Origin of the sequence: Myxococcus xanthus (assembly GCF_006402735.1) — a bacterium.
GTDB classification, from domain to species: Bacteria; Myxococcota; Myxococcia; order Myxococcales; family Myxococcaceae; genus Myxococcus; species Myxococcus xanthus_A.
This window is the reverse complement of sequence record NZ_CP017174.1, coordinates 2,282,329-2,304,124: the sequence shown is the minus strand read 5'-3', so window position 1 is coordinate 2,304,124 and position 21,796 is coordinate 2,282,329. Positions and strand designations below refer to the sequence as shown.

The following is a 21,796-nucleotide window of genomic DNA, read 5'->3' as shown; positions in this document are numbered from 1 at the left end:
CGGATGGCGCAACCGGAACCCGCCCCGGCGCCCCCGGCCAGAGGGGGCCTCAATGCCAACTCGTGTGCCTGGACTGGAGGGCCTCGGCAAGCCGCTCCGGGTCCAGGGGCTTGCCGATGAAGAGGTCCGCGCCCAGGCCCTTGCACTTGCGCGCCATGGCCGCGTCGCTCATGGCGCTGACGCCGATGAGGACGGACTGGGGGAAGCGCTCGCGCAGCCGCGACATCAACGTGGCGCCGCTGCGGCCGGGCAGGAAGACGTCGACGACGGCGGCGTCCATGCGCTTGTTGCGCACGGCGAACTCGGCCTCCTCGGCGCTGCCCACGGGCAGGGGCTCGTAGCCCCAGCCCGCCAGCAGCTCCACCAGGATTTCACGGTGGGACGGGTCATCCTCGACGACGAGCACCGCGCCGCGCACGGGCTCCAGCTTGAGCAAGTCCGTGCGCTCCTCGCGCTCGCGGGTGTCGAGTTCGGTGGAGGTGGCAAGCTCTTCGCTGGGCGTCAGGGACATGATGGCACCAATGTGGGCAAAAGGTTTCCGTGTGAGGAGAACCCCTCCACCAACGTTGGGAATTCCACGTCGCGCCAGGGCGGGCGCCCGTGTCCCGTGCCCGTCAGGACGCCCTGCGAGGTGCCCCGGAGAGCGCCTGGGAGGCGAGCGAGGCGCCGAGCACCAGCAGCACGAGCAGCGCCCAGGCGGGCAGCACGACCCGGCCGCCGCCCTCGTAGATGAGGGCCGCGTAGCTGGTGCCCAGGTAGCGGCCCAGGGACATGGGCTCCATCCGGGCGATGCCGAAGAAGCTCACGGTGGACTCGGTGAGGATGGCGGCGGGGAGCCGCGACAGGAACACCGCGAGCGCGAAGGGCCGCAGCGCGGGCCACAGGTGGACGCGCAGCAAGTGCAGTCCGCCTCCGCCGAGCGCCCGGGACGCGGCCACGTACTCCTGGGACTCGAGCGTCGCCAGTCGGTTGCGGAACATGCGCGCGGGCCCCGCCCAGCCCACCAGGGCCAGCGAGACGACCATCAATCCGAAGGGGCCCAGGCCGCCGCCCGCTCCCGCGTCGGAGAGCGACTGCCCCGCGAGCTGGAGCACCATCACCACCAGCACGTCCGGCAAGGCGAAGACGGCGTCCACGGCGCGCAGCAACGTCTGCTCCACCGCGCCGCCGGACAGCCGCGCCACGGCGGCCACGGTGAGGCCAATCGCGGTGGAGAGCGCGCCCGCCGCGAGCCCCACGGCGAGGGAGACCCAGAGTCCGCCGAAGGCGAGCTCGCAGACGGTGCGGTCCGGGCGCGTGGGGTCCATGCCCAGCGGACAGGTGCTGGCCAGGGCCTCGGGGAAGAGCCGCCCCGCCACGAGGCTGAGCAGGCCCAGGCCCACGAGGAGCGCCAGGCCAACGCGGGCGCGCACGGGAACGCGGCTCATGCCGAGGCCTCCCGGGAGCGCGGGTCCACGGCGTAGCGCAGCACCTCCACCGCGAGACTCACGACGACGAGGAGGGTCGCGAAGGTGGTGGTGGCGACGACGACGACGGCCACCTGCTTGTTGAGCACGGCCAGGACGTAGAGCTGGCCGAAGTACGGCAGGCCCAGGACGCGCTCCGCGGCGAAAGAACCGGCAAGCAGCGACGTGGCCACTGGCCCCACGGCGTCCAGCATCGCGGGCCACACGTTGGGCAGAACGTGACGGCGCAGCACCGCGGCGCGCGACAGGCCCTTGCCCAACGCGGTGCGCACGTAGTCGCGCGACAGCTCCGCTTCCAGCGAGTCGCCCACGAGCGTGCCCAGGAAGATGCCGGGCCAGATGGACGTCACCAGCGCCGCGCACAATTCCGGCAGCAGATGCCCACGCTCCACCACGCCAGGCGCGAGCAGTAGCGCGGGGATGAAGACGGGTGTTCCGAAGGCCACAGCGGGCACCACGTCACCGAGCGCGGCCCACTGGCCTTTCCTCCACCGTGTCCGAAGCAAGGCAAAGCCCAGGGCCCACGTCAGCGCGAGTGGCAGCGCCATCAAGCCCACGCCTACGCTGCCAGACAGCTTCGTCAGCAGCTCATCGCCGGTGATGCCCTGGGCGCTCGTGCCCAGACGCTCGCCGCGAAAGAGCTTCTCCCACGGGCGCAGGAAGCCCAGCGGCTCGCCGATGCCCAAATCCCTCCGGTACGAGGCCGCGAGCTCACGCGACACCTGCCGCTTCGCGTCCGTCTCCATGGTCAGCGGAAGCGAGGCCATGAGGAAGTACGACGCCACGGCCACGACGGGCACCAGCACCACCTGCCGCAACAGCCGCTGGGCGATGGCCCTCATGGCCCGCCTCCCCATCGACGACCAGCGCCAGCAACACAGCTCCGCATGCGCTGACAGACGCGAGTCGATTTCGCGTGACGCCGCTGCGCGATGCCATGGGCCCCACGCGAAGCGCATACGAGAGGCAGCCTGCAACTCCTTCCGCTGCCGCTCACGGCGACTCCCCCGCACGGGAGGCATCGAGCGTCGGCCCCAAGCGAAGCGCGCGCAGCGCCAGGAAGTTGAAGGGGTCCACGTCCAGTCCGCGCAGCCGCTCGCGCGCGCGGTAGTAACGGTCCGGATGGTACAGGGGCGCTATCACCGCCTGTTCCCCCACCAACACCTCCTGCGCCTGGACATATGACGCGTGGGCACTCGCCTCGTCCGGCGCGCCGTCCCCTGCCTCCAGCAGTCGCTCGAAGCGCGCCATGGGCTCGCCGCCCGACTGCGTCTCCCACCCCGTCTGGTGATTGCCCTCACGCTCGAACAGCGTGAAGAACGTATTCGGGTGCGCGTAATCCGCCCCCAGGCGCCTCAGGTACAAGTCATACGTGCGAGGCCCCCGCGCAGAGCGCCGGGAAATCTCCGCCGAGAAATCCGAGCGCGCCTCCAGCACCACCCGCACGCCCACGCGCGCGAACTGCGCGGCCACCCGCTCCGCGATGGCCACCTCGGGAACGAATCCATCCCCTGACCGGTAGACGAGCCGCAACGGCCGCTCCAGCCCCGCCACACCCGCCAGCTCCGCCCGAGCCTGCTCCGGCGCATCGTGCGGCAGCCGCGCGGCCTGCTCCGTCGTCGCGGCCCCCGGCAGCTCCGGCGGCAGCAACACATGAGACGGCCGCGCCGCGGGCAGCAACCCCGCCAGTAGCGCCTCGCGGTCCAACGCCCGGGACAGCGCGCGCCGCACCTCGGGCCTGTCCAGCGGCGCCTTCTCCGTGTTGAAGGCCAGGAAGTACGTGGACAGCAACGGCTCGCGGCGCAAGTCGTCCGGCCGGTGGATGCGCAGCGCCGCGGCGCTGTCCACGAAGACGAAGTCCACCCGCTCCCGCTCGTACAGCGCCGGGCCGATTTCCGACTTCATCAGCGTGATGACCGGAACGGGCGTCTCCCCTTCTGCCATCGGCGCTGGAAAGGCCGAAGCCGGGTTATGGACCAGCCGCACCCGCTCCCCCGCGCGGTCCCACCGCTCGACGCGGTAAGGCCCCAGCGCCAGTGGCCGGCCATCGCGCGGACGGTCGAAGTAGTCCCGAACCTCCTCGTCCGACTTCCCCTCCAGGTCCGCCGAGGGCGCCGGATAGAACAGGTACACGTTGGCCACGCGCGCCAGGAAGTAGCTGCGCGGCCGCGCCAGCGTCACCCGAAGCGTGTGCGCGTCCACGGCCTCCACGCCCACGCGCTCCAACGCGGCGCGAACCTCAGCCTCCGGCGCGCCCTGCTCCTGGAGCGCCAGCGCCTCGGAGGCCCCCTCCAGGTCCGCCATCTCTCCGCGCTCGCGGCCCTGCAGCGCGCGCCGCCAGCCCACGACGAAGTCACGCGCCACCAGCGGTGCGCCATTCGACCAGCGAACGTCCCGCCGCAGGTGGAACGTATAGACATCCCGCCCCTGCCCATCCGTGACGCGCTCCCACCGCTCGGCCAGCCCCGGCTCCACGGCATGGTCCGGCCCCAGCTGCGTGAGCCCGCGCTGGGTGGCCAGCATCACCGGGTAGTTCGCCCAACTGTCCGGGTCCGAGTGACTCCAATCCAGCGTGGTGGGCATGGCCGGCACCACCACCTTCACGCCGGGCTCCGGCTGGAAGCCGCACGGTCCACACGACGCGGCCCACACGGCCAGCAGGTACCACCACCACCGGAGTCGAGCGCGCGGAGCCACCAAGGCCCCTTCTACCCCGAAGGTCCAGGCGCCAGAAAAGGAGAAGCCAGGAACCCGGCGACCTTGGTCGTCCGGCGTCCTGGCGTCCCTTCAGCTCGGCCTGGCAGGCGCGGCGGCCCACCGGGTGCTGTCTGTCTCCGCTAGGCCGGAGCCACGGCCGGCGACGAGGGCAGCTCGGCACCCAGCTTGCCACCGTCGGAGACGGGCTTGCGGCCGAACTCCTCCGGCTTCTCCAGCACCAGCGCCTCGCGCAGCACGTCGTCCACGAACTCCACCGGGACGATGCGCAGCTGCTTGCGAATCTTCAGCGGGATGTCCTTCAGGTCCTTCTTGTTGGCCTTCGGGATGAGGACCGTCTTGATGCCCGCCCGGTGCGCGGCCAGCGTCTTCTCCTTCAGGCCGCCAATGGGGAGCACCCGTCCACGCAGGGTGATTTCGCCCGTCATCGCCACGTCGCGGCGGATGAGCACGCGGGTGAGCGCGCTCACCAGGGCGGTGCAGATGGTGACACCGGCGGACGGCCCATCCTTCGGAATCGCACCCTCCGGCAAGTGGACGTGGATGTCGTAGTTCTCGAACACCTTGCGGTCGATGCCGAAGCGCTCGGCGCGGCTGCGCACGTAGGACATGGCCGCCTGCGCGGACTCCTGCATCACCTCACCCAGCTTGCCGGTGATGATGAGCTTGCCCTTGCCCGGCATGATGGTGGCCTCGGTGGTGAGGATTTCACCGCCCAGCTCCGTCCACGCCAGGCCCGTGACGATGCCCACCTGATCCTCGGCCTCCGCCATGCCGTAGCGGTAGCGGGGCGTGCCCAGGAACTTCATGGCCATCTTCCGGTCCACGTCGATGTCCCGCTTGCCGTTCTTCAGCACGTCGCGGGCAATCTTGCGGAACACGCCGCCAATCTCACGCTCGAGCGAGCGCACGCCCGACTCCCGCGTGTAGCGGTGGATGATGGTCCGCAGCGCCGGGTCGGAGATGTCCACCTTGAGGTCCGACAGCCCGTTGGCCTCCTGCTCCTTCGGGATGAGGTATCGGCGGGCGATGGAGAGCTTCTCCGGCTCCGTGTACCCCGCGATGCGAATCACTTCCATGCGGTCCTGCAGCGGACCGGGGATGTTGTGCATCGTGTTCGCGGTGCAGATGAACATCACCTTGGACAGGTCGTAGTCGAGGTCCAGGTAGTGGTCGTTGAAGGTGTGGTTCTGCTCGGGGTCCAGCACCTCCAGCAGCGCCGCGCTCGGGTCGCCGCGGAAGTCCGTGGACATCTTGTCGATTTCGTCGAGCAGGAAGACGGGGTTGTTGCTGCCCGCCTTCTTCAGCGACTGGATGAGCTTGCCCGGCATCGCGCCGATGTACGTGCGCCGGTGGCCACGAATCTCCGCCTCGTCACGAACGCCGCCCAGCGACAGGCGCACGAACTTGCGGCCGGTGGCCCGAGCGATGGAGCGCGCCAGCGACGTCTTGCCGACGCCCGGAGGACCGACGAAGCACAGCACGGGGCCCTTGAGCTTCTTCACCAGCTGCTGCACGGCCAGGTACTCGAGGATGCGCTCCTTCGGCTTCTTCAAGCCGTAGTGGTCCTCGTTGAGCACCGTCTCCGCCTCGGTGACGTCCAGACGGTCCTGCGTCTCGTCGTACCAGGGGAGGCTGATGATCCAGTCGATGTAGTTGCGGACGACGGTGGCCTCGGCGCTCATCGGGCTCATCATCCGGAGCTTCTTCAGCTCCTTCTTGACCTTGAGCGTGGCCTCCTTGCTCATCCGCTTGTTCTTCAGCTTCTCTTCAATCTCCTGAATCTCGTTCTTGAACTCGTCGCGCTCACCCAGCTCCTTCTGAATGGCCTGCATCTGCTCATTCAGGTAGTACTCCTTCTGGGTCTTCTCCATCTGCTTCTTGACGCGCGTGCGGATCTTCTTCTCCACCTGGAGAATCTCGATCTCACCCTGCATCAGCTCGTAGAGCTTCTCCAGGCGCTTGGCCGGGGACTCCGTCTCGAGCAGGGCCTGCTTGTCGTTCAGCTTCAGGGAGAGGTGCGCGACGATGGTGTCGGCCAGCCGCGCCGGGTCGTCGATGCTGGCCACCTGCATCAGCATCTCAGGCGGGATGCGCTTGTTGAGTTTGACGAAGGCCTCGAAGACGGAGTGGACGCTGCGAACGAGCGCCTCCAGCTCCACCGTCTTCTCCGTCTGCTCTTCCACCTCCTCCACCTCGACCATGAAGAAGGCGTCGTTGGGGTGGAACTTCTTCACCTTGGCGCGGCGCACGCCTTCCACCAGCACCTTCACCGTGCCGTCAGGCAGCGGGAGGAGCTGGATGACGTGGCCCAGCGTACCGAAGTGAAAGATGTCGTCGGGGGTGGGGTCGTTCGTCTTGGCCTTCTTCTGCGCAGCCAGCAGGATGACGGCCTTGTCATCCGGCCCCTTGTGCGCCATCGCGTCCTTCAACGCCGCGATGGACTTCTCCCGGCCGACGAACAACGGCACCACCATGTGCGGGAACACGATGATGTCCCGAAGGGGCAAGAGCGGGACCGTCAAACCCCGCTTCTGGGCTTCCTTCTTGTCGTCACGTCCGAAGAACATGTATCCGCCACCTGCGGGCCCTCGGAGTTGCAGGCCCCTAGAAGAGTTGCCCGTCTGCTCGCTCGCCGAGCATTCGTACGGGATGCAGCAGTTCTATAACACGGCGATTCGCGGCGCCGTTCCCCGGCTCAAGATTGGGGAACGGCGTCGTGCCATCAAGGGAACACCCGAGACTCCCTCGGGTGTCCGCTTGGGGTGTCAGCGGCCCTGCGCCGCCACCCCACCCTGTGCCCCCTGGACCTCCAGGGCATGGAACAGGAACGAATACAGGTCCACGCTGGACTCAATGGCCTTGGCCACCTGATCCGCGCCGCCGTGACCCGCGTTGGCCTCGATGCGCAGCAGCGTCGTCGCCGGGTTTCCGGGCGCGTTCTGCACCGCCGCCACGAACTTGCGGGCGTGCATGGGGTCCACCCGGTCATCGTGGTCCGCCGCCATCATCAGCAGCGCGGGGTAGCGCACGTCCGGCCGCACGTGGTGGTAGGGCGAGTAGGCGTGCAGCGTCTTGAAGTCCTCGGGCTTCTCCGCCGTGCCGTACTCCGGAATCCAGGTCCGGCCGCTGCCGAAGAGGTGGTAGCGCACCATGTCCAGCAGGGGCACCGCGCACACCACCGCGCCGTACAGCTCCGGCCGCTGCGTCATGGCCGCGCCCACCAGCAGGCCGCCGTTGCTGCCGCCGTAGATGGCCAGCCGCTTGGGCTGCGTGTACTTCTGCTGGACTAGGTACTCGGCCGCCGCGTGGAAGTCGTCGAAGACGTTCTGCTTCTTGTCCAGGCGGCCGGCGTCGTGCCAGGCCTTGCCGTACTCGCCGCCGCCGCGCAGGTTGGCCACCGCGTACACGCCGCCCGCGTCCAGCCAGGGCAGGATGCTCGAGCGGAAGTTGGCCTCCATGTTCACGTTGAAGCCGCCGTAGCCGTAGAGCAGCGTGGGCGCGTTGCCGTCACGCTTCAGGTCCTTGCGGTGCACCACGAACATGGGCACCTTCGTCCCGTCCTTGGACGCGTAGAAGACCTGCTCGACCTGGTACTGCTCCGGGTTCATGGGCACGTCCACCTTGGCCCAGAGCTCCGACTTCCCGGTGCTGACGGACGTCTTGTAGATTTGACGGGGCGTGGTGAAGGACGTGAAGACGTAGTAGGCGTCATCCAGGTCCTCCAGGCCCATCAGGTTGGACGCCGCGCCCACGCCCGGCAGTTGCACCGTGCGCACCGGCTTGCCCTTCAGCGTGGCCACGCGCACCTCGGACGTCGCGTCCTTGAGGTACTCCAGCGACAGGTGCCCGCCGACGATGCTGGCGGACAGCAGGGACGCGGACGGGTCCTCGGGGACAATCTCCTTCCACGACGCGCGGGTCGGCTTCGCCGGATCCACCTCGAAGACGCGCTGGCGCGGGGCGCCCTCGTCGGTGAGGACGTAGAAGCGGTCCTTCCAGGCGTGCACCTCGTACTTGGCGCCCGCGCCCTTCACCAGCAGGCGGAAGTCCTTCTCACCCGGCCGCTTCCAGTAGACGTCGTTCTCGCTCCAGCCGCGGAGGATGTAGACGAACAGGTACTTGCCGTCGCGGCTCAGGTCGCTCTGGAGGAACGTCGTCGGGTCGCCGGTGCGCTCGTGCACCACGGTGTCCTTCGACGGCTCCGTGCCCAGCGTGTGGTAGCGGATGGTGGTGTAGCCGGGGCGCTCGTCCACCTTGATGGACGGGTCCGTGGGCAGCCACTCGTAATAGAAGCCCTTGCTGTCGGGCGTCCACTTGGGCGTGGCGTACTTGCCACCCTCGATGACGTCGACCTTGGACCACTCGCCGGAGTCCACGTCGATGACGTGCAGCACCGCCTCATCCGCGGCGTTGGGCTTCTGGGCGAAGGCCACCTTCTTGCCGTCCCAGGACACGGCCCAGGTCCCCAGGGACACGGTGCCGTCCTTGCTCCAGCCGTTCGGATCCAACAGCACCTTCTCCTGCCCGCTCTCCCCCTGGCGCCAGTAGAGGATGGCCTTCTCCTTGTCCTTGTGGGTGCGGACGTAGAAGAAGCGCCCGTTGCGGCGCGACGGGGTGGAGACGGAGTCGGTGTAGAACAGCTCCTTGAAGCGCGCGGCCAGGGCCTCACGGCCGGGGAGCTTCGCCAGCGCTTCGCGGGCGTGCGCGTTCTGCGCCGTCATCCACGTCTGGACCTCGGGGGCCTTCTCGTCCTCGAGCCAGCGGTAGGGGTCCGCTACCTGGACGCCGTGCAATGTGTCGACAACCTGCTCCGCCCGGGTCGCCGGGTAGGACATGCGGGGAGACTCCTCGGATACGGGGGCCGCGGAGGCTGCCGCGGGCAGCTCATCACGCGCGGCCTCCTTCTGGGAGGCACACGCCGCGAGCGACATCAGGGCGGGAACGAGCAGCTTTCTCATGGGCCCAGCACATACAGAAAGGCCCCCGGCCGTCCCACAAAAAGTGTGGCGGGGCCAACGCAAGCCCGGCCCCTCCCCTGACGAAAGAGGCGCGCCCGGACCACACCTGGTGGTTCCGTGACGCGCCCCGTCAACCAGACAACACCGGGCCCCTACGGGCCCTGGCGTCAGGCGGATTCCTTCTTCGGCTCCGCGGCTTCCTTCTCCGGCTGGGCGTGCAGCACCACCGGCTCGCTCTTCTTGAGAATCACTTCCTCGGAGATGAGCACCTCGCGGGCCGTCTTGCGGGACGGGATTTCGTACATCACGTCCAGCATGGCCGACTCCAGGATGGAGCGCAGGCCACGGGCGCCCGCCTTGCGGCGGATGGCCTCGTTGGCAATGGCCTTGAGGGCGCCGTCGGTGAACTTCAGCGTCACGCCGTCCAGCTCGAAGAGCTTGCGGTACTGCTTGGTGAGCGCGTTCTTCGGCTGGTTGAGGATGTTGATGAGGGCAGCCTCATCCAGCTCCTCCAGCGCGGTGATGATGGGCAGGCGGCCGATGAACTCCGGAATCATGCCGAACTTCAGCAGGTCCTCCGGCTCCACGTGCTTGAGCAGCTCCGTGAGGCTGCGTTGCTTCTTGGACTGCACCTCCGCGCCAAAGCCCAGGCTGCGACCGCCCATGCGCCGCTCAATCACCTGGTCCAGCCCGCCGAAGGCGCCGCCGCAGATGAAGAGGATGTTGGTGGTGTCCACCTGCAGGAACTCCTGCTGCGGGTGCTTGCGGCCGCCCTTGGGCGGAACATTGGCCACCGTGCCTTCGATGAGCTTGAGCAGCGCCTGCTGAACGCCCTCGCCGCTGACATCGCGGGTGATGGAGGGGTTCTCCGACTTGCGCGCGATCTTGTCGATTTCGTCGATGTAGACGATGCCGCGCTGGGCCCGCTCGATGTCGTGGTCGGCGGCCTGCAGCAGGTTGACGATGATGTTCTCCACGTCCTCGCCCACGTAGCCGGCCTCGGTGAGGCACGTCGCGTCGGCGATGGTGAAGGGCACGTTGAGGATGCGCGCCAGCGTCTGCGCCAGCAGCGTCTTGCCGCTACCGGTAGGCCCCAGGAGAAGAATGTTGCTCTTCTGGAGCTCCACGTCCTCCATCGCGACCTTGGACTCGATGCGCTTGTAGTGGTTGTGCACGGCGACGGAGAGCGTCTTCTTCGCCCGCTCCTGCCCAATCACGTACTCGTCCAGCACCGCCTTGATTTCGGAGGGCCGGGGGATGCGCAGCTTGGTGTCCTTCGTCTCCTCGCGGTCGATCTCCTCCGCGATGATGTCGTTGCACAGCCCGATGCACTCGTCGCAGATGTAGACCGTCGGCCCCGCGATGAGCTTCTTGACCTCCTTCTGTGACTTTCCACAGAAGGAGCAGCAGAGGGTCTGGTTGTCTCGCTTCTCCACGTTCTTGCCCGCCATTTCGTCCCTCGCTGCGCCTGAAAGGCCCCCGACCCCGAACTCCACCCCGTTCCTGGCTCGGGACCAATCTAGTCAGCCCCCGTCCGGAACGTCCACGCGCCTTCCGGGTACTTAACAGGGCCTGTGCCATGACGCAGAAAGCAGAAAGCCGGAGTCGCGGGGGCGCATTCCCGCGGCTCCGGCTGCCGACCGAGGCCCCGAAGCCTCGGCAATCCGCCTACTTCTTCTCTTCCTTGCCCAGTCCCACGACCTTCCGGGGGTTCTGGATTTCATCGATGATGCCGTAGGCCTTCGCCTCGGACGCGCCCATGAAGTAGTCGCGGTCCGTGTCCTTCTCGACACGCTCGATGGACTGTCCGGTGTGCTTGACGATGAGCTCGTTGAGCTTCGCCTTCATCCGGAGGATTTCCTTCGCCTGGATTTCAATGTCCGTTGCCTGACCGCGCACACCGCCCAAGGGCTGGTGAATCATGATGCGGCTGGACGGCAGGGCGTAACGCTTGCCCTTGGCACCGGCGAGCAGGAGGACGGCCCCCATGGAGGCCGCCTGCCCGACGCAGATGGTGGACACCGGACACTTCACGTACTGCATGGTGTCGTAGATGGCGAGGCCCGCCGTCACCGAACCACCCGGCGAGTTGATGTAGAGGTTGATGTCCTTGTCCGGGTCTTCCGACTCCAGGAACAGCAGCTGGGCGACGATGACGTTGGCCACGTCATCGTCGATCTCCGTGCCCAGCATCACGATGCGGTCCTTCAGGAGCCGGCTGTAGATGTCGTACGAGCGCTCACCCCGGTGGGTCTGCTCGATGACGTAGGGAACGGGCATGAAGGGCATGTCGACCTCGGTGAGGGAACCTTACGAATACTTCGCCCGGCTCCTCAGGAATTCAATCGTCTTTTCCTCCCTGAGTCGGAGAGACAACCCGAGCCGCTCGTCGGCGCCCTTGAAGTACTTCTGCACCACGGCGAGCGGCTGGCCCGCCTCGTTGGCGAGCTGCTCGATGCGGGCGTCCACATCCGCGTCGGAGGCCTGGATGCCCTCCTTCTGAGCGATGGACTCGAAGAGCAGCGTGCCCTTCACTTCCTGGAGGGCCTTCTCGCGCATGTCCTCGCGCAGACGGTTGAAGTCCAGGTTCAGCTGGCGGGGGTCCACACCGGAGCGCTGGAGCTGCTGCAGCGCACCACGCAGCATGGAGTCCATGGCCCGCTCCACCATGGCGCGGGGCACGTCGAAGGTGTTGCGCTCCAGCAGCGCCTTCACCAGCGCCTCGCGCTCCTCGCCCTCCACCTGGGACTTGCGCGCCTTCTCCATGTCCTCACGGAGCTTGGTGCGCAGCTCGTCAATGGACTGGGAGACGCCCGTCTGCTTGGCGAAGTCGTCGTTCAGCTCGGGGACGATTTCCTTCTGCACGCCCTTGAGCGTGATGTGGAAGCGCGCCGTCTTTCCGCGCACCTCCTCCACCTGGTACTCCTGCGGGAAGGCGTAGTCGATGTCCTTGGACTCGCCGACCTTCACGCCCTCCAGGGCGGCAATCTTGGACTCCACCAGCTCACCGGGCTGCACCTGCACGGTGATGCCCTCCGCCTTGCTGCCCGCGAAGGGCTGGCCGTCCACGGTGGCGTCGAAGTCCACGGTGGCGTAGTCGCCGGAGGCGGCGGTGTCGCGGTCGGTGACGGGCTCCAGCCGAGCCATCGACTGGCGCATGCGCTCCAACTGCTCGTTCACCTGCTCGTCGGTGACGGCGGTGTCGGACTTCGTCAGCGGCAGCGCCTGGTAGTCCTTGGCCTCCACCTTGGGCTTCACCTCGACGCGAGCCTCGAAGGTGAACGGGGTGTTGGGCTTGAGACCGGAGTTGGTCACCTGCGGCGTGGCGACGACCTCCACGTTGTGCTCGCGGATGGCCTCCACGTACGCGCTCTGCACCACGCGCTGGATGACCTCGTCCTCCACCTGGTCGCGGTAGCGCTGCTCCAGGATGCGACGAGGCACCTTGCCCTGACGGAACCCTGGCAGCCGCACCTGGCGGCCCAGGTTGGAGTACGCGCGGGACAGCTCCTCCGCCACGCGGGCATTGTCGACCTCGATGGAGAGCTTCTTCTCGATGGGAGAAAGCTCCTCGACCTGGACCTTCATGCGGGCCTCGCTCGCCACCGCCGCCGGACAATCAGTCGTTTCGGGCGGTGCCGGAAAAGTGGGACGTGCGCCTTTAGGGGATAGGCACGAACGGGTCAACGCGAAATGGGCGAGGAGGGACTCGAACCCTCACACCTTGCGGTACCAGATCCTAAGTCTGGCGCGTCTACCAGTTTCGCCACCCGCCCGGGTTGCGTCGTCGTGCGCTGCACCGTCTTACCGTGAAACGTCCACGGAACGGCAGAGGGCCGGAAAAACAAAAAGGCCCCTCCATTTCTGGAGGGGCCTCACAGTGAGAGCGGAGGGAATCGAACCCACAACCTATGGATTAAGAGTCCATTGCTCTGCCAATTGAGCTACGCTCCCGGCACTGCCCCGGTCCGCCGCCTGCGCGGCGTCCAGGTGGCGGCGGTAACTACAGAACGCCGCTGGCTGTGTCAAAACGTTTTTTCGCGCCCCCCTTCATTCCTGTCCGTGGCGATCTGTCTCCGGTGATTTCCGGAGTCGATGCTGGTCCGCATGCTCTTCAGCCGGGCCCGGCGCGTGACGCAGGCATGTGAAGCGAGCGCCCCACTCCGATGTTCAACATGGCCGTAGCACGCTGTTCGTCCCAGGCTGGCGGGACGGCGAGCGTGTGACGGCTCGCGGTCAGTCACCTCAAGAGCACCGAGCACCCCGCGGCAACCATGCGGGCGGACGGAGGTCGTCCGCCCTTTTCGCGCAGGACGTAGCAGGAGAAGACAGAGATGGAAGCCAACCCCCAACAGAAGGCGGAAGGAACGGCGGCCGGCCAGGGTGGCCAGCACGCCGGGTGGACGCGGGAGCGCGTGGAGCTCGTGAAGCGGACCATCTGCCCTCGCGGCATCAGCGAGGACGAGTTCGCCCTCTTCATCGAGCAGTGCAAGCGCAGTGGCCTGGACCCGCTCCTCAAGGAGGCCTTCTGCGTGGCGCGCCGGCAGAATGCCGGCAACCGCGAGCGGCCCAACTGGGTGACGAAGTACGAGTTCCAGCCCTCCGAGGCCGGAATGCTCGCGCGCGCCGAGCGCTTCCCGGACTTCAAGGGCATCCAGGCGAGCGCGGTGTTCGCCGAGGACGACATCGTCGTGGACCAGGGCCGAGGCGAGGTGGTGCACCGCTTCAACCCCGCCAAGCGCAAGGGCGCGCTGGTGGGTGCATGGTCGCGCGTGGTGCGCGAGGACAAGCTGCCCGTGGTGGTGTGGTTGGACTTCAGCGGCTACGTCCAGCAGACGCCGCTGTGGTCCAAGATTCCCACCACCATGATTGAGAAGTGCGCCCGCGTGGCCGCCCTGCGCAAGGCGTACCCGGAGGCCTTCGGTGGACTCTATGTGCGGGAGGAGATGCCCGCCGAGGATTACGAGTCGCACTCGGACGAGCACGGCAGCGGCCCCTACGAGGTGCTAGGCTCCAAGCCCGGTCCCCTCAAGGCGTCCTTCCCTCCACTGGCGCCCCAGGAGCCGCGCGCGTCCCAGGCCGCCGCGGCGCAGTTGGACATCGACGTGCCGCTCCAGCCCAAGCAGCCCCGCGAGTCCACGCTGGAGGCGGGGCCCGCCGCCCCGGCCCCTCAGCGGGAGCCGGTGGCCAAGGCCCAGCCCGCCGCCAGTCCAGAGACCGCGCCACGCCCCAAGCCGAGCGCCGTGGTGGTGGCGTTCGGCCCCCATAAGGGAAAGACGGCCTCCGAGCTCTCCGACGACGAGCTGAGCGAGTCCATCGACCTGGCCAACGAGAAGCTGATGGAGCAGCCCCGGGCGCGCTGGGCCAAGGCCATGCGGGAGAACCTGCTGGCGTTGGAGGCGGAGACGGAGCTGCGCTGCCGGGTGCCGGCGTCGACGGGCGGCGGCAACGGCGCGGCCCATGATGCGTAACGCTGAGCAGGAAACCGTCAGGCTGTGAGGGGCGCCCCCGCTGCGAAAATGGCGGGGGCGTTCCTGCTTCAGTCTGCTGGAAGGTGCGCGCTCGGAGGGACTTGAACCCCCAACCCCCGGGTTCGAAGCCCGGTGCTCTATCCAGTTGAGCTACGAACGCAATTTCGAGGGCGGGTAAAGAAGGGCGGCCAACCGGGATCGAACCGGCAACCTCCGGAGTCACAGTCCGGCGCTCTAACCAGTTGAGCTATGGCCGCCGTTACAGCTTTACCGCGAACGGCGTTTGAAGCGGCGGCTTCCCTACCTTGGAAACCAGGACCCTGACAAGGCCCAAATGTTACTTACGGCCAGGTTAGCGCCCCAGGCAGGGCTCGAACCTGCGACCCCCGGCTTAGAAGGCCGGTGCTCTATCCAGCTGAGCTACTGGAGCTGGCCGGGCCGCCTGCTTCCGATGCTGCACTTCAAGTCGGGGCGAGAGGATTCGAACCTCCGACCCCCTGCGCCCAAGGCAGGTGCGCTACCAGGCTGCGCTACGCCCCGAGAAGTCCGGCATTGTTGAACCATCCCGAACGGACGCGCAAGGCCGACGTGACTGACGGCCTCGCATTCCGGACGGCTACAAGCCCAGCAGGTGGGGCTTCATCTTCTGGAAGGCCTTCCCCCGGTGGGAGATGGCCGACTTCTCCTCCGGCGTCAGCTCCGCCAGGGCACGGTCGCCGTCCGGAAGGATGAAGACGGGGTCATAGCCGAAACCATGGCTCCCCTTCGGCGCGTGGCCGATACGGCCCTGGCACTGCCCCACCTCCACCTTCGCCTCCCCTCCTCCGGGCCCCACCAGCGCCAGCGCGCAGCGGAAGGACGCGGTGCGCTGCGCGTCGGGCACGCCGGCCAGCTCGGTCAGAAGCTTCTCGTAGCGGGCCCGGTCATCCCCCGGGGCATAGCGCGCGGACTGCACACCGGGCCTGCCGCCCAGCGCGTCCACGCACAGCCCGGAGTCATCCGCCAGGGTGAGCATCCCCGTGGCGTCCGCATAGGCGCGGGCCTTCTTCACGGCGTTCTCCTCGAACGTGGCGCCGTCCTCCACGGGCTCGGGCACGGGAGGCAGGTCCGCCAGGGACACCACCTCCACCGAGTCTCCGACGAGGCCGCGCAGCTCGCGCAGCTTGCCCTTGTTGGACGTGGCGAAGAGCAGCCGGGGCTTCACCGTCATCCCAGCACCTGCGCCTGCGCGGCGGTCAGCTTCTGGATGGCGGCCAGCCCGCCGTCCACCATGGCGTCCAGGGCCTTGCGGTCGAAGAGCTGGTGCTCCGCCGTCCCCTGCAGCTCCACCATGCGGCCGTCCGCGGTGGCCACCAGGTTCAGGTCCACATCCGCGGTGGAATCCTCGTCGTAGTCCAGATCCACCCGGACCTCGCCCTTGACGATGCCCACGGACACGGCCGCCAACGGCGTGAGCTTGGGCAGCTTGGAGATGGTCCCGGCCTTCTGCAGCGAGCGCAGCGCCAGCACCAGCGCCACGTAGGCCCCGGTGATGGAAGCGGTGCGGGTGCCGCCGTCCGCCTGGAGCACGTCACAGTCCAGCGTCAGGGTGCGAGGGCCCAGGGTGGACAGGTCCACCGCGGCGCGCAGGGAGCGGCCGATGAGCCGCTGGATTTCCATGGTGCGGCCCGTCTGCTTGCCCTTGGCGGACTCACGCTGGTTCCGCGAGTGCGTGGCGCGCGGCAGCATGCCGTACTCCGCCGTCACCCAGCCGGAGCCCTTGCCCATCAGGTGCGGCGGAACGCGCTCCTCCGTGGAGCAGGTGACGAGCACCTTGGTGTGGCCGAACTCCACCTGGACCGAGCCCTCCGCGTAGCGGGAGACACCGGGGGTGAGGACGACGGGGCGAAGGTCCAGCGCACCACGTTGAAAGGAACGCACAGCAGGCTCCTGGGAAATGAGGACGAGCGTCCCCTTCTCTACCAGAGCCACGCCGCGCGGGTGTCGATTGCCTTGGCGCCGTTGCACTCAGGGCGACACGGGGCCAGCCACCTCGGTTCCCCGGGCGGCGTCCCGGCGGCGCGTCTCCTTGAGGAAGGCCAGCACGCCCTCGGTAATCGCCTCGGCCAGCTTCTCCTGGTACTCCGGCCGGCCCAGCCGGGGGCCCTCCACGGGATGGGAGATGTAGCCCACCTCCACGAGGACCGCCGGACACTCCACGCCGGAGAGGACGAAGAAGGGCGCCTGCTGCACGCCCCGGTTCACCGCGCGGGTGCCGCGCACGAGGCGCGGGTGGATGGCGTAGGCCAGGCGCGAGGAATCCGCGTGCGCCTCCGTGCGCGCCAGGTCCTGGAGGATGAAGGCCAGCGTGGAGTCGGTGCGCGCGGCGCGCGACATGGGCGCCTCCGCGTTCTCCCGGTCCGCCACGGCGAGCGCGGCGTCACCGGAGGCGCTGGCGGACAGGAAGTACGTCTCCACGCCCTCGGTGCGCGCGCGCATCCGCTTGGTGGGCATGGAGTTGGCGTGGATGGAGATGAACAGGTCGGGCGCGTGGTCATTGGTCCACGCCACGCGCTCCGTCAACGACACCAGCGTGTCGCGCTCGCGCGTCAGGAACACGTCGCCCCCCGCGGCCTCGAGCTTGTCCCGGAGCCGGAGCGAAATCTGGAGCGCGACGTCCTTCTCCCGCAGCTTTCCGGGGCCCTTGGCGCCTTCCTTCGCGCCACCGTGTCCCGGGTCGATGATGATGCGCGCGGGACGCTCCGCGGCCCCGGCGATGACGGGGACCAGCCAGAGCAAGGACAGGAGGCCGAGGAGGGGGCGGCGCGGCGACGGCATGCTGGGGCCCCATGCTAGCGGAGCCCGGCCGCGAGAGCGAAATCCGGGCCTCAGCCCACCACGTCGATGCCCGGTTTCCCCGCCTGGACTTCACCAATCAGCGCCGCGTCCACGCCAGCCGCTTCCAGCGCCTTGAGCGCCTTGAGCGCCTGACGTGCGGGGACGCTGGCCAGGAGGCCGCCGTTGGTCTGCGCGTCCGCCAGCACCCACTGGATGCACTCGGGCAGTCCTTCGGGGAAGCGGACCTTCTTGTGGACATGGGCGAGGTTGGACCTGGTGCCGCCGGGCACCACGCCGTCCTCCGCCAGCGCGGGCACTTCCGCGATGAGCGGGATGCGCTCCAGGTCCAGCGTGGCGCGCGTCTTCGCCGCGGTCATCATCTCCAGCAGGTGCCCCAACAGGCCGTAGCCCGTCACGTCCGTGAGGGCGTTCACCTTGAACTTCCCGGAGGCGAACACCTCGCCGGCGGCGCGGTTGAGCGTCGTCATCACCCCCAGCGCCCGCTTCGCCAGCTGCTTGGACGCCACGCCCCGCTTGATGGCGGTGGTGGCGATGCCCGAGCCCAGGGGCTTGGTGAGGAAGAGCACGTCCCCCGGCTTCGCGCCCGCGTTGGTGAGCACCTTCTTCGGATGCACCACGCCGGTGACGGCCATGCCGAACTTCGGCTCGGGGTCGCGGATGCTGTGGCCGCCCAGGATGGGGATGCCAGCCTCGTCCGCCTTGGACTGGCCGCCCGCCAGGATTTTCGACAGCACCTTCAGCGGGAGCTCGTCCGGGAAGCACACCAGGTTGAGCGCGAAGAGGGGCCGCGCGCCCATGGCGTAGATGTCCGACAGCGCGTTCGCCGCGGCGATGGCCCCGAACTGGAACGGGTCGTCCACCACCGGCGGGAAGAAGTCCACCGTCTCCACCACGGCCATGCCGGGCGCCAGCCGGTACACGGCCGCGTCGTCGTTGGTGGAGAACCCCACCAGCGCCTGGGGGCCCTTCGTGGACTTCAGCCCTCCCAGAACCTGCGCCAGGTCCGAGGCCCGCAGCTTCGCCGCGCAGCCCGCGCAGTGGCTCAGCTCGGTGAGGCGCTTCACCTTGTCCGTCTTCTTCTCCGCCATGCCCGCTTCCCCGCGCCTCGCCGTCCCGGCACGGGCCCCGGAAAGGGCCCGGCCCGTTCACCGCTCAGGCCGCTCGGATGTAGTCCCGCTTGAGCAGCTGCACCACGGCCTCGGCGGTGACGACGTCGTCCGCGTCCGCGTGGTCCATCACCGCGTTCAGGGTGCCGTAGTTGTGCACCAGTTGCAGCACGTCCAGCAGCTCCGGCGCCAGCTCCTTGAGCGGCGGCGTCAGCGGAGAGGCCAGCGCCAGCGAGGCACCCGCCGTCGGCAAGCTCGGCTGCAGGCGCTTGATTTCGTCCAGCTGGCGGAGCGCGTCCATGAGGAGCGCCTCGGTGGACGAGTCCAGCTCCACCATGAACTCCTGGTTCTCCGCCGGGCGCAGCTCGAAGTCGCCCTCTTCCCAGGTGATGATGCGGTTGAAGCTCTTCTGCGGACCCAGGTTGTGGTTCTCGCCGATGACGGCGTAGTACACGCGGCCCTGGCGCAGGTAGATGCGCCCTTCCTGGTCGCTGCGCTGCACCACCAGCACGCCGTTCTTCTTGGACGTGTGGAACAGCTGGAGCAGGTCCGGGAGGGGAATCTCCTCGATCTTCCCCGTCATGGAGCTGGCCTTGTTGGTCGTCCGCGCGGCCTGGGCCGCGGCGGCCTCCTCCAGCTTCAACCGGGCGGTGCCCTCATCCACGCTGGCGCCTTCGGCGCCCTGGTGCACCAGCTTGAGGATGGAGGTCCCGATGAGGATGCGGTCCCCTTCCTTCAGGCGGGACTGCTTCACCTTCTCACCGTTGACGAAGGTCCCGTTGGTGGAGCCCAGGTCCTCGATGGTGATGCTCCCATCGGAGAAGCTGATGCGCGCGTGCTTGCGGGAGACCATGTCCTCCACGAGCACCATGTCCAGCTCACTGGAGCGGCCGATGACGATCTGCTTGTCCGCCTTCAGCGGGAATTCGCCGCCCTGGTACTTCCCTGAGATGAACTTGAGGGCGTAGGTCTTTTGGGTGTCCATGGTCGTCAGCCAGCCTGCTCCGCCTTGCCGGGGTCCTTCACCAGGTTGAGGTACATCTGCGCGCTCTTGTTACCGGGGCTGCGCACCAGCACGTCCTCCCAGACCTGCACCGCCTCCGCCCGCCGCCCGGCCGAGTACAGCGCGACTCCATACTGGATGTGTCCCGGAATGAAAGCCGGGTTCTGGGCGATGACCTGCTCGTATTCGATGAGGGCCGCCGCGTTGTCCCCCGCGTCGCGCAGGGCGTTGCCCAGCTTGAGGCGGATGTCCACGAACTGAGGACACAGCGCGAGCGCGCGCCGGTACTCCTCAATGGCCTTGGCCCACACGCCGCTGGAGGCGAAGACGTCGCCAATCTCGCCGTACATGTTGGCGATCTTCTTCTCCACGTAGGGGTCCAGCTCGTCCGGGCCGGATTTCTGCTGGGAGAGGGCGGCCTGGTAGACCTCCTTCGCCTCGGCGTACTTCCCCATGTCGTTGTAGATGACGGCCAGGTTGAGCGCCGCCTCGGTATAGGCGGGGTTGAGCTTCAGCGCGGATTCGAACGCGCGCTGCGCCCGGGCGAACTGCCCCTGGTCGTGGTAGATGATGCCGAGCATGTTGAATACGTCCGCGAACGTCGGATTCTGCTCGACGATCTTCGCGAGGTATTGCTCGGCCTGCGCGTACTGCTTCTTCTCGAAGTAGCCGCGCCCGAGGGTCAGTAGCTGCTTGAGGGGCTCGTCCATGAATCGGCCCGCCAGGGCCCTGCCTCCGAGACGGCTAGCCTACATGAGGCTGGCAGAAAACAAGAATTCATCACCACTGAGCGACAACGAGAGTTGCCGCTGGCCCCGGGTGTCCACCGGCCGCGCCGGCAGCGCCCCCTGCAGGCGCCAATGCTCCGTCACCACCGCATCGTCCCGCTCCAGCCGGACGTACCACGCTTCCACCTGGTAACCCCGCGCCCGGACCTGGCGCAATTGCTCCCACTCCGGCCCGCCCACGCCGGGCGTGCCCGGTCCCGCCAGCCGCCCCAGGGACTCCGCGTCCGCCGCCTGGAGCGCCCTGCGGCGGGACTCCAATGCCGTCACCAGCGCCTGGAGCCGGGGCGCCGCCGTCGTCTCCGGCACCCAGGACCCGTTTCGCACCACGAAGGGTACCCGCTCCACGCCTGCCGTGCCCACCCGGGTGTCGCCCAGGGCGCCCTCGAAGTCGAGCGTGGCCTGCGCTTCCGCCCGCTGACCTCCAGGCGCCACGTTGACGGTGATGCGGGCGAAGCGGTGCTGCCGGGACGTCAGGGGCACCGGCGCGCCGGGGACGGGCAACGACAGGCCGCTGGATTCCGTCGCCTTGAGCGCGGTGATGATTTCCAGCTCGGGACCGGCCGCGGCGCCCAGGAAGCGTGGGACGAACAGGGCCAGGGTGGCGCCCAGCGCCAGGAGGACGATGAGGCCGCCACCGAGGCGGCTCCAGTCCTGGGTCGTTCTCACGAGCCCAGCATACGCTGGGCGCGCTCCGCGGCGGGCGTGCCGGGCAGCCGACGCAGCACCTGGCGCAGCGTGTCCTGCGCCTTCTGCGTGTCATTCAGCTTCACGTACGCGTCGTGCAGGTCGAAGAGGGCCTCCTCCTCGTACTCCGTGCCCGGGTAGCGGCGCAGCAACCCTTCCAGGCGCTGAGCCACGGCCTTCCAGCGCTCACGCTTCTGGTAGAACTGGGCCGCGTACAGCTCGTGCGAGGCGAGCCGGCGCCGGGCGTCCTCCCGGTGCGTCTTCGCCTCCGCCACGTACTGAGACTGGGGGTACTGGCGCAGGAACTCCTCCATGGCCACCAGCGCGGAGCGGATTTCGCCCTGGTCCTTCTCGCGGGACGGCGGCAGGGCGAAGAACTCGGAGGGGTAGGCCCGCACGTGCGTCATCGCGGAGCGGAAGGCGGCGTAGTCCACCTTGGCGTGCGTGGGGTGGAGCTTGATGAACGCCTGGTACTGCTCCTTGGCCTCGGGGAAGGCGTCGCGCTCGAAGTCCACGTCGGCCAGCTTCAGCTCGGCCTCGCGGGCGGCCTCCTGGTACGGGAACTTCGTCCGGACGTACTCGAAGTACTTCTGGGCGCGGAAGAAGTCCTTGTTCTCCAGGGCCTCGGAGCCGAGCCGCAGGTTTTCATCGGCGACGGCGGCATAGTCAGGCTCACCGGCCTGGCCCTGCGTGAGGGACGCACACCCGGTACCGAACAGCAGGAAGGCGGACAGAAAGGCGACGGCGGAACGCATCCCCACCAC

The 21,796-nt window shown here is 68.2% G+C and carries 18 protein-coding genes and 6 tRNA genes; 1 reads left to right on the top strand and 23 read right to left on the bottom strand.

From position 1 onward, the window contains the following. Positions 1–49 precede the first annotated feature (49 nt). The 11 genes from BHS09_RS09795 to BHS09_RS09745 form a co-directional block, all read right to left on the bottom strand. Entirely contained in the window at positions 50–511 is a 462-nt protein-coding gene (locus BHS09_RS09795; RefSeq protein WP_140789157.1) for a response regulator, read from the bottom strand. Between the two features lie 103 nt (positions 512–614). Continuing rightward, positions 615–1,427 (bottom strand): ABC transporter permease subunit, encoded by an 813-nt coding sequence (locus BHS09_RS09790; RefSeq protein WP_140789155.1) that lies wholly within the window; start codon positions 1,425–1,427, stop codon positions 615–617. Continuing rightward, positions 1,424–2,308, bottom strand: a complete 885-nt coding sequence (locus BHS09_RS09785) for an ABC transporter permease subunit (RefSeq protein ID WP_140797747.1) — start codon at positions 2,306–2,308, stop codon at positions 1,424–1,426. Before BHS09_RS09785 ends, BHS09_RS09790 begins: the two co-directional genes overlap by 4 nt. Before the next feature lie 151 nt (positions 2,309–2,459). Then, positions 2,460–4,166 (bottom strand): peptide ABC transporter substrate-binding protein, encoded by a 1,707-nt coding sequence (locus tag BHS09_RS09780; RefSeq protein ID WP_140797746.1) that lies wholly within the window; start codon positions 4,164–4,166, stop codon positions 2,460–2,462. A gap of 137 nt (positions 4,167–4,303) precedes the next feature. Continuing rightward, positions 4,304–6,751, bottom strand: a complete 2,448-nt coding sequence (lon, locus tag BHS09_RS09775) for an endopeptidase La (protein ID WP_140789149.1) — start codon at positions 6,749–6,751, stop codon at positions 4,304–4,306. A 198-nt stretch (positions 6,752–6,949) separates the two neighbouring features. Continuing rightward, positions 6,950–9,115, bottom strand: a complete 2,166-nt coding sequence (locus BHS09_RS09770) for a prolyl oligopeptidase family serine peptidase (protein ID WP_140800645.1) — start codon at positions 9,113–9,115, stop codon at positions 6,950–6,952. A 194-nt stretch (positions 9,116–9,309) separates the two neighbouring features. Beyond that, positions 9,310–10,593 (bottom strand): ATP-dependent Clp protease ATP-binding subunit ClpX, encoded by a 1,284-nt coding sequence (gene clpX, locus BHS09_RS09765; RefSeq protein WP_140789147.1) that lies wholly within the window; start codon positions 10,591–10,593, stop codon positions 9,310–9,312. Positions 10,594–10,810: 217 nt separating this feature from the next. Next, positions 10,811–11,431, bottom strand: a complete 621-nt coding sequence (gene clpP / locus BHS09_RS09760; RefSeq protein WP_011552098.1) for an ATP-dependent Clp endopeptidase proteolytic subunit ClpP — start codon at positions 11,429–11,431, stop codon at positions 10,811–10,813. Between the two features lie 21 nt (positions 11,432–11,452). Continuing rightward, a complete protein-coding gene (tig, locus tag BHS09_RS09755; RefSeq protein WP_140797745.1) occupies positions 11,453–12,730 on the bottom strand; it encodes a trigger factor in 1,278 nt (425 codons plus the stop codon). A gap of 106 nt (positions 12,731–12,836) precedes the next feature. Further along, positions 12,837–12,918, bottom strand: a tRNA-Leu gene (locus tag BHS09_RS09750). Positions 12,919–13,023: 105 nt separating this feature from the next. Next, positions 13,024–13,096, bottom strand: a tRNA-Lys gene (locus BHS09_RS09745). A 380-nt stretch (positions 13,097–13,476) separates the two neighbouring features. On the opposite strand from BHS09_RS09745, the gene bet reads away from it, so the two are divergent. Beyond that, the gene (gene bet, locus BHS09_RS09740; RefSeq protein ID WP_140797744.1) at positions 13,477–14,613 is read left to right on the top strand and encodes a phage recombination protein Bet; all 1,137 of its coding nucleotides are present in this window, start codon (positions 13,477–13,479) and stop codon (positions 14,611–14,613) included. An 86-nt stretch (positions 14,614–14,699) separates the two neighbouring features. On the opposite strand, the gene BHS09_RS09735 is transcribed toward bet, so the two are convergent. The 12 genes from BHS09_RS09735 to BHS09_RS09680 all read right to left on the bottom strand — a co-directional run bounded on the left by BHS09_RS09735 (position 14,700) and on the right by BHS09_RS09680 (position 21,787). Continuing rightward, positions 14,700–14,773: transfer RNA gene (locus BHS09_RS09735), tRNA-Arg, on the bottom strand. A 23-nt stretch (positions 14,774–14,796) separates the two neighbouring features. Beyond that, positions 14,797–14,870 (bottom strand) — tRNA-His (locus BHS09_RS09730). 99 nt (positions 14,871–14,969) lie between these two features. Further along, positions 14,970–15,043: transfer RNA gene (locus BHS09_RS09725), tRNA-Arg, on the bottom strand. Between the two features lie 36 nt (positions 15,044–15,079). Then, a tRNA-Pro gene (locus tag BHS09_RS09720) sits at positions 15,080–15,153 on the bottom strand. A gap of 76 nt (positions 15,154–15,229) precedes the next feature. Further along, on the bottom strand, positions 15,230–15,823 hold the full coding sequence (gene rdgB, locus BHS09_RS09715; RefSeq protein WP_140789143.1) for an RdgB/HAM1 family non-canonical purine NTP pyrophosphatase: 594 nt from the start codon (positions 15,821–15,823) through the stop codon (positions 15,230–15,232). Next, entirely contained in the window at positions 15,820–16,533 is a 714-nt protein-coding gene (rph, locus tag BHS09_RS09710) for a ribonuclease PH (RefSeq protein WP_011552094.1), read from the bottom strand. The genes rdgB and rph overlap by 4 nt, the downstream gene beginning before the upstream one ends. An 87-nt stretch (positions 16,534–16,620) precedes the next feature. Beyond that, on the bottom strand, positions 16,621–17,430 hold the full coding sequence (locus tag BHS09_RS09705; protein ID WP_140789142.1) for an N-acetylmuramoyl-L-alanine amidase family protein: 810 nt from the start codon (positions 17,428–17,430) through the stop codon (positions 16,621–16,623). A gap of 50 nt (positions 17,431–17,480) precedes the next feature. Continuing rightward, entirely contained in the window at positions 17,481–18,539 is a 1,059-nt protein-coding gene (selD, locus tag BHS09_RS09700) for a selenide, water dikinase SelD (protein WP_140797743.1), read from the bottom strand. A 64-nt stretch (positions 18,540–18,603) separates the two neighbouring features. Further along, a complete protein-coding gene (locus BHS09_RS09695) occupies positions 18,604–19,542 on the bottom strand; it encodes a DUF4388 domain-containing protein (protein WP_140789140.1) in 939 nt (312 codons plus the stop codon). A 5-nt stretch (positions 19,543–19,547) separates the two neighbouring features. Further along, a complete protein-coding gene (locus BHS09_RS09690; RefSeq protein ID WP_011552090.1) occupies positions 19,548–20,270 on the bottom strand; it encodes a tetratricopeptide repeat protein in 723 nt (240 codons plus the stop codon). 39 nt (positions 20,271–20,309) lie between these two features. After that, the gene (locus BHS09_RS09685) at positions 20,310–21,014 is read right to left on the bottom strand and encodes a hypothetical protein (protein ID WP_140797742.1); all 705 of its coding nucleotides are present in this window, start codon (positions 21,012–21,014) and stop codon (positions 20,310–20,312) included. After that, positions 21,011–21,787, bottom strand: coding sequence for an outer membrane protein assembly factor BamD (locus tag BHS09_RS09680; protein ID WP_174258708.1), 777 nt, complete (start codon positions 21,785–21,787; stop codon positions 21,011–21,013). Before BHS09_RS09680 ends, BHS09_RS09685 begins: the two co-directional genes overlap by 4 nt. Positions 21,788–21,796: the final 9 nt, after the last annotated feature.